8 protein-coding genes and 1 pseudogene are annotated in these 10,612 nt (G+C 47.6%); all 9 read right to left on the bottom strand.

Features of this window, described 5'->3' with window-relative positions; translation table 11 throughout:
- Positions 1-116 precede the first annotated feature (116 nt).
- A pseudogene (locus NSA57_RS19940) lies at positions 117-2,509 on the bottom strand (GH36-type glycosyl hydrolase domain-containing protein).
- 99 nt (positions 2,510-2,608) lie between these two features.
- Positions 2,609-3,703 (bottom strand): chorismate synthase, encoded by a 1,095-nt coding sequence (gene aroC / locus NSA57_RS08485; protein ID WP_257464565.1) that lies wholly within the window; start codon positions 3,701-3,703, stop codon positions 2,609-2,611.
- Positions 3,696-4,988: a glutamate-1-semialdehyde 2,1-aminomutase gene (gene hemL, locus NSA57_RS08480; RefSeq protein WP_257464564.1), complete on the bottom strand. Its 1,293-nt coding sequence runs from the start codon at positions 4,986-4,988 to the stop codon at positions 3,696-3,698. The genes aroC and hemL overlap by 8 nt, the downstream gene beginning before the upstream one ends.
- Entirely contained in the window at positions 4,988-5,971 is a 984-nt protein-coding gene (gene hemB / locus NSA57_RS08475; RefSeq protein WP_147599222.1) for a porphobilinogen synthase, read from the bottom strand. The genes hemL and hemB overlap by 1 nt, the downstream gene beginning before the upstream one ends.
- Positions 5,972-5,976: 5 nt before the next feature.
- A complete protein-coding gene (gene cobA / locus NSA57_RS08470; RefSeq protein ID WP_257464563.1) occupies positions 5,977-7,491 on the bottom strand; it encodes a uroporphyrinogen-III C-methyltransferase in 1,515 nt (504 codons plus the stop codon).
- Positions 7,488-8,390: a hydroxymethylbilane synthase gene (gene hemC, locus NSA57_RS08465; protein WP_257464562.1), complete on the bottom strand. Its 903-nt coding sequence runs from the start codon at positions 8,388-8,390 to the stop codon at positions 7,488-7,490. The genes cobA and hemC overlap by 4 nt, the downstream gene beginning before the upstream one ends.
- Positions 8,377-8,856 carry a precorrin-2 dehydrogenase/sirohydrochlorin ferrochelatase family protein gene (locus NSA57_RS08460; protein ID WP_022068598.1) on the bottom strand — a complete coding sequence of 160 codons (480 nt, stop codon included), beginning with the start codon at positions 8,854-8,856 and terminating at the stop codon, positions 8,377-8,379. Before NSA57_RS08460 ends, hemC begins: the two co-directional genes overlap by 14 nt.
- Entirely contained in the window at positions 8,846-10,075 is a 1,230-nt protein-coding gene (gene hemA, locus NSA57_RS08455) for a glutamyl-tRNA reductase (protein WP_257464561.1), read from the bottom strand. Before hemA ends, NSA57_RS08460 begins: the two co-directional genes overlap by 11 nt.
- 171 nt (positions 10,076-10,246) lie before the next feature.
- On the bottom strand, positions 10,247-10,612 hold the full coding sequence (locus tag NSA57_RS08450; protein ID WP_022068596.1) for a DUF1667 domain-containing protein: 366 nt from the start codon (positions 10,610-10,612) through the stop codon (positions 10,247-10,249).

Below are 10,612 nucleotides of genomic sequence, written 5' to 3'. Positions count from 1 at the left end.
AGGTTCTCAGGGCAACGCCCTGAGCCCTCGGAGAGCTTATCGGAATAAATATCTGCAATTTTCAAGGTTCATTTGAGCCTTTTTCTTTAGCTCTGTTTTTCATAGATTATTTGACACTACCACCCCATTACCACACGTACTTTGTGACAGCTTCCTTCCGGCTGTGCCGGAATACATGAAACTTTCTTTTCATCAAGATAAATTTCCCTTACCCCTTTTGAAACATGACGAGGATTTTCCACCCGGATATCATATACGGCGCCTCTCCAGTCTCTTTTTACGCAAAACTCTTCCCATTCTTCCGGAATACAGGGATCGATCTGCAGTTCTTTCAGCCCCGGCCGGATACCAAGCATATACCGGGTTGCGGAATAATAGGCCCATCCGCCTGTTCCTGTCATAAAAGGATGACGGGACCGTCCGAAGGCTGTATGATCTTTTCCCACTACAAACTGACAATAGGAATAAGGTTCTGATTCCCGTATTTCAATTTTGTCATTCTGATAATAAGGACAGAGAGCATTGTAAAACTCCATTGCCCTGTCTCCTCTTCCCAGAACGCACTCTGCCGCCCAGGCCCATGGATTGGGATGGCTGAAAATCGATGCATTTTCTTTCAGCCCCGGATACACTCTGGTAACAAACCCGATATCGTCATCCGGCGTGCGATAGGCAGGCCCGTTAAGCATAATTCCGTAAGGCGTAAACAGTTCTTTATAAATACTGTCCATTGCCTTTTTTCCTTTGTCTGCAGGAGCAGCCTGGGAGAGCACTGCCCAGGCATTGGATTCCAGATGTATCCTGCCTTCTTTGTCCGCTTCTCTGCCGATTTTTCTGCCGTTTCGGGTTATTCCTCGGATATACCATTCCCGATCCCACAGTTCCCTGTCACAGGCTGTTTTGATTCTTTCCGCCATGGCGGTATATTTCTCAATATCCTCTTTTTCTTCCCTGTATCGTGCAAGCTCCAGAAAATTCTGAACAGCCCAGTAATGAAGGAACGAGACCATGGCACTTTCTCCGCCGCCTAAATTCAGACAGTCGTTCCAGTCGGCCCGGAGACCTTTACAGATTCCGTGAGGTCCGGTTTGCTTATCTGAAAAATCAAGGATTTTTTTCATATGCTCATAAACGGTTCCTTCCCCGCGATCTGCATAAGTGATCACCTGATCCAGGAAGTCAAATTCTCCAGTCTCTTTGATATAGGTATTGATTGAAGCAACCAGCCACAGGGCATCGTCTGAGCAGGTATCCTCAAGACCATGGATCATATCAGACCGCTTTGGTTCCGGAACAACGGTCGGAGATTTAAACGGCTTTGGCTTTTCTCCGGGTGCAAACCATTCCGGCTGAAACAGATGAAGCCCGTAGCCTTCACTTACAAGCCCCCGAAGAAGCTCTACTATCCTCTGTCTGCATTTTTCCGGGTTGGAATGAGGAACAGTCATAGAATCCTGGGCTGTATCCCGGTATCCAAGCCCTGTGCGCCCGCCAACCTCAATAAAGGAAGCGAATCTGGAAAACATAATATTAATCTCTGCCTGGTACAGAGTCCAAATATTGATCATGGTATTCATCCCCTCATTGGGAGTCATGATCTGAAGCTTCTGACGCTTTTTTCCCAGAAATCATAAAGTTCTGCATATACCCTATCCACTTTTTCAGGAGATGAATATTTTTCCCGGATGCGAGCCCCTTCCTCCCGCTTGCCTTCTCCTAGGAAAAAGAAAACCCGAACCTCTTCCCCGGGATTCAACACCAGTTTTTTGTGAAGAGCGCCGCAGTGGTTTCCTCCCAGTTCACTGCTTCCGCTTAATCTTCCCTTTTCTACTCCTGCAGGATTACTTTCTGTGCGGTAAGCTCCCAGGAATCTGTCACGGACACAGTCATAACTGTCCGGAACAAAGCTTGCTGTGAAATACTGATAGCCAAACTCTTCATAAAAAAGGTCGTGCTCGATCACGCCATCTTTATAAGAGGAGCCTGCCGCATACAGACTCATCTGAAAATTTTTGTTATCCATTTCAATCTGATGAAAGGAAAATTCCAGATAAGAAAATACACTGATACTTCTCTGTTTTTCTCCGGTATTTTTAATTTTTATATCCCAGATCTCCACAGGATCATCCATGGCAACAGAAAGAGTCTGAGAAGCCTGGATTCCGCTGTACTCACATTCATATACGGAATAGGACATACCGTGTCGGCAGGTATATTTTGCCTGATCCAGCGGTTTTCCCACAGGCTGCCAGGAAATACTCCAATAGTCTCCGCTTTCATCATCTCTCAGATACACATAATGTCCCGGCCGATCCATGGGCACCCCATTCCCACGAAACCTTGTGATCCTGTGATATTCCGGCGACTGATAAAAAATATACCCTCCTGCTGTATGATTGACCACAGCACACATATCGTTCACTCCCAGATAATTGGTCCAGGATACCGGAAGATCGACCCGGTCAATGACATATTCTCTTTTTTCATTATCAAAATGCCCGTACTGCATAAAAAAACCTCCCATACATAATCGTTAAGATTATTATAGGAGGTTTCGATTTTAAAGAAAATGTTTCACTGTGGGAATATTTGTCTAATATTGTGCGTTTTATTTTTTGTAAAATTCCTGCACTTTATCCAGTCTTGCGCACATATTGCCAAGAAGAGCGTCTGCAATGGTAAGAGCGCACATGGCCTCTACCACAACCACTGCCCGGGGCACGATCACCGGATCGTGACGGCCGTGGATCTCCAGAGAAATATTTTCTCCTTTGTCTGTTACGGTTGCCTGCGGCTGACTTACAGAGGGAGTCGGTTTAACAGCCGCCCGCAGAAGGATCTCGCTTCCGTCACTGATGCCGCCCATGATCCCCCCTGCATGGTTGGAGGTTTTGACAATCCCTTTTTCAGAGGCCGCAAATCCGTCATTGTCCTGAGATCCCCTCATCTGAGCCACATGGAACCCTTCTCCGATCTCCACGCCTTTTACCGCACCAATGGACATAACAGCCTGGGCAAGCATGGCGTCCAGCTTTTCAAACACCGGTGTTCCAAGTCCTGGGGGAACTCCCTTGATGCGGCACTCGATGATCCCGCCTGCGCTGTCCTGTTCCTTCATACACTGTTCCAGATAAGCGCCTGCCTTTTCTGCTGCCTTTTTATCCGGCATATAAAAGGCATTGTTTTCAATTTCTTCCGGATGAAATTCTGTAATCTCTGCCGGTCCGATAGCTTTTGTGTAGGTACAGAAAGAAATACCCAGAGCTTCCAGAAGCTTTATGGCAACTGCTCCCGCCGCCACTCTTCCAAGGGTTTCTCTTCCGGAGGAACGCCCGCCGCCCCGGTAATCCCGGAATCCATATTTGGAATCAAAGGTAAAATCTGCATGTCCCGGACGGTAAGAGTAAGCAATATTTCCGTAATCCCCGGATCTCTGATCCATATTTCTTACCATGAGAGAAATAGGAGTTCCGGTTGTCTTTCCTTCAAATACTCCGGATAAAATTTCCACCTGATCCCCTTCTTTTCTGGCTGTGGTATAACGGCTCTGTCCGGGTTTACGCCGGTTAAGGTATTTCTGGATGTGGCTTTCATCCAGTTCAAGCCCTGCCGGACATCCGTCCACCACTGCCCCCAGAGCTTTTCCATGGGATTCTCCCCAGGTTGTCACTGTAAAAAGTTTTCCGAATGTAGATTTATTCATATAAATTTCCCTTTTCCAGAACCTCTGAAAATACCTTCAGTGTCTCATGAATCACATCCTCTGAATGCGCGTCAGATAAGAACATTGCCTCAAACTGGGAGGGAGCCAGATGAATGCCGCCCTTCAGCATGGACAGGAAATAATTTGCAAAGGCTTTTGTGTCAGAGGTTTTTGCAGAAGTATAATCGCAGACCTTTTCTCCTGTAAAGAAAATACTTCCAAGAGAAGAAATATGGTTCAGATGACAGATAAGTCCTGCTTTTTCTGCAAGGTCTTTCATTCCCTCATAAAGGAGAGTTCCTTTTTTCTCAAGTCCTGTATAAACCTCCGGATGAGCATAGAGATATTTCAGCTGGGTAAGGCCTGCTGCCATTGCCACCGGATTTCCGCTTAAGGTGCCTGCCTGATATACCGGGCCTGAAGGAGAAACCATTTCCATAATTTCTTTTCTTCCGCCATAAGCTCCTACCGGCATTCCTGCGCCGATGATCTTGCCGTAAGTGACCATATCCGGTTTTACGCCAAAGTATTCAGCCGCTCCGCCAAAGGCAAGGCGGAAGCCTGTGATGACCTCGTCAAAGATCAGAAGCGCGTTATTTTTATCGCAGAGGTCACGAAGGCCCTGAAGGAAGCCCTCATCTGGAAGAACCACGCCCATATTTGCAGCTACCGGCTCCACGATCACTGCCGCCACCTGATCCTTTGCCTGCTCCATCAGTGTTTTTACACTGTCCAGATCATTGTAAACCGCAGTCATGGTATCCTGGGTACAGCCTGCCGGAACCCCTGCGCTGTCCGGAATCCCGCTTGTCATAACTCCTGAGCCTGCGCTTACTAAAAGCGCGTCGCTGTGTCCGTGATAGCAGCCGGCAAATTTAATAATCTTACTTTTTCCTGTAAACCCTCTGGCTGCACGGACAGCGCTCATCACTGCCTCTGTGCCGGAATTTACCATACGGACCATCTCCACATGAGGAAGATGTTCACAGATAAATTCTGCCATCTCCACCTCAACCTCTGTGGCGCAACCAAAGCTTAAGCCTTTTTCGCAGGCCTTTAAAACAGCCTCCCGGATTTCCGGAAAGTTGTGTCCAAGGATCATGGGACCCCAGGAATCAATGTAATCAATATATCTGTTTCCATCTGCATCATAAATATAGCATCCGTCTGCATGGTCGATAAATCTGGGGGCTTCCCCAATGGCTCCGTAAGCGCGGACCGGACTGTTGACGCCTCCCGGAATCCTTTTTACTGCACGGTTAAATAATTCCTCTGATCTTGTCATCAGCCGATTCTCCCTTCGTCAATAAATCCTGCAAGCTCTTTTGCATAATAGGTAAGATAGATCTGAACCCCTGCGCGATACGCACTTGCAGCCATTTCACACACAATCTTGTCCTCTTCGATCCATCCCATTTTTGCAGCAGCCTTTACCATGGCATACTCGCCGCTTACGCTGTAAGCTGCAATGGGAACATTGGTTGCCTTATGTACCTCGGAAACCATATCAAGATAGGACATGGCTGGCTTGATCATAATAATGTCAGCTCCCTCTTCAATATCTGTAAGAGCCTCCTTCATGCCCTCTCTGCGGTTGTGATAATCCATCTGGTAGCTTTTTCTGTCGCCAAAGGCAGGGGCTGAACCGGCTGCGTCACGGAACGGACCGTAAAAAGCAGACGCATATTTTACCGCATAGGACATGATCGGTGTTTCCTTATGTCCGTTTTTATCAAGGCACTGACGGATGGCACGCACACGGCCGTCCATCATGTCAGAGGGTGCAACCATGTCGGCTCCTGCTTCTACATGAGAAAGAGCAGTTTTGGAAAGAAGCTCAAGAGTGGCATCATTTTCTACCTCATGGCCGCAGAGTACGCCGCAGTGTCCGTGGGAGGTGTATTCGCACATACATACATCAGTGATGTAATACATATCCGGAAACTGTTTTTTTGCCTCCCGAAGGGCTTTCTGAACAATTCCGTTTTCTGCATAGGCTCCGCTTCCCACCTCATCCTTATGATCCGGAATGCCAAACAGCATTACGCTGCTTACGCCTGTCTTTGAAAGCCTTTCCAGTTCATAGGGAAGACGGTCCACACTGTAGCGGAACTGACCTTCCATGGACGGAATTTCCTCTTCTATATTGTTTCCTTCACGGACAAACAGAGGATAGATAAGAGAGGATTTGTCAATTCTTGTCTCTCTCACCATTTTTCTCAGTGTCTCGCTACCTCTCAGTCTTCTTGGTCTCTGGATTAAATCCATGTTTCTCACTCTCTTTCCTTTTTGTGTTTTATTTCTTCTACCAGTCGGATCAGATGTTCGATGGTAGCTTTTTCTGCCATATAAGTATCCATTCCAAGCTTATCTGCCGCTGCCTTTGTCTGCTTTCCGATGCAGGCGGCAGTAAGTCCGGTATAATCAGCGCCCGGGGTGCTTTCCGCAAAGCCCTTTACCGTAGACGCGCTGGTAAATACCACACAGTCTATGTTTTTGTCAGTGATTTCTTTTTTTATGTCAATGAGACTGCTGCTCTCATAAAGAGTTTCATAGGTGGGGATATCGTCAACAATACCGCCTGCCTCCTTAAGAAGCCGCACCAGATTCTCGTTTCCTTTTCTGGCTCTTGGGATCAAGATCCGCTCTCCGCCCTTCAGCTCCTTTGCAAGTGTCTCGCCCAGACAGTCACCGTCATAGATCTCAGGCATCAGATCAGTCAGAAGGCCTCGATCCTCCAGAATCTTTCTGGTTCCCTGGCCGATCGCTGCAAGACGGATCCCGGCAAGACTGCGGATATCCATTCTGCGGCGTTTCAGCTCATCCAAAAAGATTTCTGCCCCTGTAGGGCTGGTAAACACAGCCCACTGATAATCTGAAATGTGATTCAGCGCCTGATAAAGCGCGGTCTGATCTTCCAGCGCCTGGGTACGGATAGAAGGAAGCTCCAGAACCTCCGCTCCTTTTTCCCGTAAAAGCTCTGTGGTGCGGGAGCTTCTGTTTTTCGGTCTTGTGACAAGCACCTTCCAGCCCATCAGAGGAAGCTTTTCATACCAGTTAAATTCATCTGCAAGAGCGCAGACCTTTCCTACCACAATAATAGCAGGCGTCTGGATTCCCTGACGTTTTACCTCAGCTTCCAGGGTGCTGACTGTGGCTACGATTTTTTTCTGTCCTGCTGTGGTTCCCTTCTGCAAAATCGCTGCAGGCATTTCCGGTTCCATGCCCTCGTCCAGAAGCCCCTGACAGATATCGTGAAGAGCTGCTACTCCCATCAAAAATACAAGCGTACCCTTTGTGTCCACAAGAGCCCGGAAATTAATGTCATACTCTTTTCCTGCTCTTCTGTGTCCGGTAATAATATGAAGAGAAGAACAGAAATCTCTGTGTGTCACCGGAATGCCGTTATAGGCAGGAACTGCCAGCGGAGAGGTTACACCGGGAACGATCTCATAAGGGATTCCGTGTTCTGTAAGAAGCTCCAGCTCCTCTCCGCCTCTTCCAAACAAAAAAGGATCTCCGCCTTTGAGCCGCACCACCCGATATCCCTTCTGCGCTTCCTCCAGAAGCACCTGATTGATCTGTTCCTGGGGAAGGGTATGCTTGTCTGCCCGTTTTCCCACATAGATCAGCCTTGCGCTGTCAGGGATTTTTGTGAGAACTCCCTGACCTACCAGACTGTCATATACAACTACTTCCGCTTTATTAAGAACCTCAAGGCCTTTCAGAGTAAAAAGTCCGGCATCTCCCGGACCTGCACCTACCAGCCATACTTTTCCAATACTCATGATGACTCTCCTTTTTCCATGGATTCTTTCAGACGCTTTGCAAGAGTAATCCCCAGCTCCTCTGCTCTTAAAGGATCGCCCTCCAGCTGGCCTTTTATATATGTCCCGTCTTCTTCTCTGTAATAAAGCCCCCGGAGCAGCAGTGTGTCTCCGTGAAGCTCACCATAGGCAGCCACAGGGGAGGAACAGCCGCCGTCCAGATATTTTACATAGGCCCTTTCCGCTGTTCCACATATCCAGGCTTCCCTGTCACAGTACCCCTCCAGGCAGGAATAATCTTCTTCTGCCCTTCCCTGAACTGCCAGAATTCCCTGGCCTGCTGCAGGAAGCATCTCTTCCACTGTAAAGTAGCGGCTGATTCTGTTTTCCAGCCCCAGGCGCTTCAGGCCGGCTGCCGCAAGAATCAGTCCCGCATACTCTCCTTCATCCAGCTTCCGAAGCCTTGTCTGAAGATTTCCCCGGATGCTTTTTACTTCCATATCCGGATAAAGCTCTTTCAGCTGTAACGTCCTGCGGAGACTGGAACAGCCAAGAGGCTTACTTTTATCCAGATGATCTGCGCCCTTTGGAAGAACAAGAACGTCTCTGGGATCTTCTCTTTTTGAAAAAGCCAGAAGCGGAAGCTCAGAGGGAACCTCCATAGGCATGTCCTTCAGGCTGTGAACAGAAATGTCTGACCGTTTCTCTATAAGAGCAAGATCCAGCTCTTTTACAAAAAGTCCTTTTCCCCCAATCTTATCAAGGGTACGGTCAAGAATTTTGTCTCCTGTGGTTTTCATGGTCAGGATCTCTGTATGTAATTCCGGATGCTCTTTATTGAGAAAGCTTTTTACCATCTCACTCTGCAGCACTGCCAGAGCGCTTTCTCTGCTTCCGATGATTATTTTATTCTTTGTCATTTTCCGCTGCTTCCTCCATGGCTTTCTGAATGGCGATCCGGACCTTTTTTGCCTTGTGATGATCCAGTCCGCTTGCAGTGATTCCCACTACCATTTCATCCTTCATATAAATTCCCGGAAAATAAAAATCACACTTGCTCTTATCGTCCGCAATATTCACATAAATGCCCTCTTCCTTGCAGACGCGGTAAATTTCATCATTCAGCTTCCAGTCATTGGTAGCTGCGATCACCATATATGCCGTCTGAAAATCCGAACGCTTTACAGGACGGGTAATCAGATTTACATAGCCTGCCGTTCCAAGCCCCCGAAGCTCCTCAGTCACTTTTGGGGCAATAGCCGTTACGTTTCTTGTAAACTGAAGCAGTGTCTTGACTCTCCGGGTGGCAATGTTTCCCCCGCCAACTACAACCACGTTTTTGTCTGAAAGATCTATAAACATGGGAAAATATCTTTTAGTCTTCATAAAGCTTCTCCAATCCGGCCACACATTCCAGAAAAACCTCTTGATTCAGGCTATCCCTTAAACCGAAGATCAGCTTATTCACAACCTTTCCGGCAGCAGTATCCACTGCTTCAAGCAGGCTTTCTCTGTCCTTTTGTTCCATTGGTGTTTTTTTGAGGATTTTTTCGATGCGCAGGTTCAGATCCTGTACCGCATCCTCTCTGATCTCCTGGATCCTGGGAATCACATCCCGGCCCTCCAGCCACTGATAAAATTCCTCCATCTGCTCTTCTACGATCTGTTCTGCCTTCCGGATGCTTTCACTCTGCTCAGAAGATATTTCAGACGAATGGAAGCTGTCCATGTCGTAAAGTCTGATTTCTTTCCGCTTTCCAAGAGCAGGCTCAATGTCTCTTGGCACTGCCAGATCCAGAAGGATCAGCTCTTCCGGAAGTGTGAGGTCAGAAAACTGTTCTTCTCTTAATGTAAAATTAGGGCTTGCCGTTGCGCTGACAACCAGATCGCATTTGGGAAGATACTCCATTCGCTCGCCATAGTTGATTCTTTTGCAGCCCTCCGGGATCTCCACAATCCCGCTTCGGTACTGACGCACAGTAACCGTCACATCAGCCCCTGCCTCACGGAGTGTCTGGGCAGCTACCTTTCCCATTTCTCCGTTTCCGATAACCATACAGGTTTTCCCTTTTATTTCATAGCCCTGAGATTTCAGAGAACAGACTGCCTGATGGATCACAGAAGGATTTCCGTGGGCAAGAGGCGCCTCTGTCTTAATTTTTTTGCCTGCAGTTACTGCCATACGGAAAAGAACCTCCAACACACTGTCCGAGGTAAAATGTTCTCTGGCAAGATTCAGAGCATCTTTAATCTGAGTAAGAATCTGGTCTTCTCCCAGAATCTGAGACTTCAGCCCGCCTGCCAGATAAAACAGGTGAGCTGCCGCCTCTTTATCCTTTCGTGTAACAAAATATTTTTCATAGGAAACTTCCTGTACTCCTTTTAGCCGACAAAGACACTGATACAGGGAAAGCTCCTGATCTTCTTCATGGCTTGCCCAGATTTCCAGGCGGTTGCAGGTAGAAAGAATCACACAGCCATGTATGCCTGCTGTATGCTTCAGCTTTTCCATAGCTTCCCCTGCGTTTTTCTTTGTAAAGGCAAATAATGCCCTGATATCCACCGGTGCACGACCGTGATCTATTCCAATCATGGAAATGGTCATAATGTTTCTCCTTTTTGTTCAGACATATCTTCAGCTGCCGCAAAATTTATATATCTGCTGACTGAACATACTATTCTTTATGATAAACATTACAACGCTCAATGTCAATGCTGGCTGACATTTTTCCCCTAAATAGTTCCCATCCGGGTTACTGTTCTCTCCGTTAAACAGTCAGCGTAATTCCACTGTTTTTGTGGCGACTACATCTACTCCGGTTCCTGCCGCATCGGCAAGTATGATATCGCCTGTATGCACCGGCGCCGGAATCTGGATACCTTTTAGCGCCCGGATACAGTCAAAGATTTTTTCTTTTGGAATATCTGTTCTGGTTCTTACAGAGACTGCGGGAATTTTCCCACCTGTTACCGTTACCGTGGTGGTAACGGTTCTGGCAGGGGCCGTCACCTCCTTTTCCCCGTACTCCCTTCCCCGCTTACAGGTATTTCCCTCTACGGATATCACTGCTCCCTGTTCTGTTTTTACAGTCAGGGCGCAGCCAACCGGACAGCCTATACAGATTAAATGTCTTTCCTCCAT

It is taken from the genome of Blautia caecimuris (assembly GCF_024622975.1).
Taxonomy (GTDB): domain Bacteria; phylum Bacillota; class Clostridia; order Lachnospirales; family Lachnospiraceae; genus Blautia_A; species Blautia_A caecimuris.
Note: the sequence above shows the minus strand (reverse complement) of the source record. Positions and strands in the feature narration are given on the sequence as shown.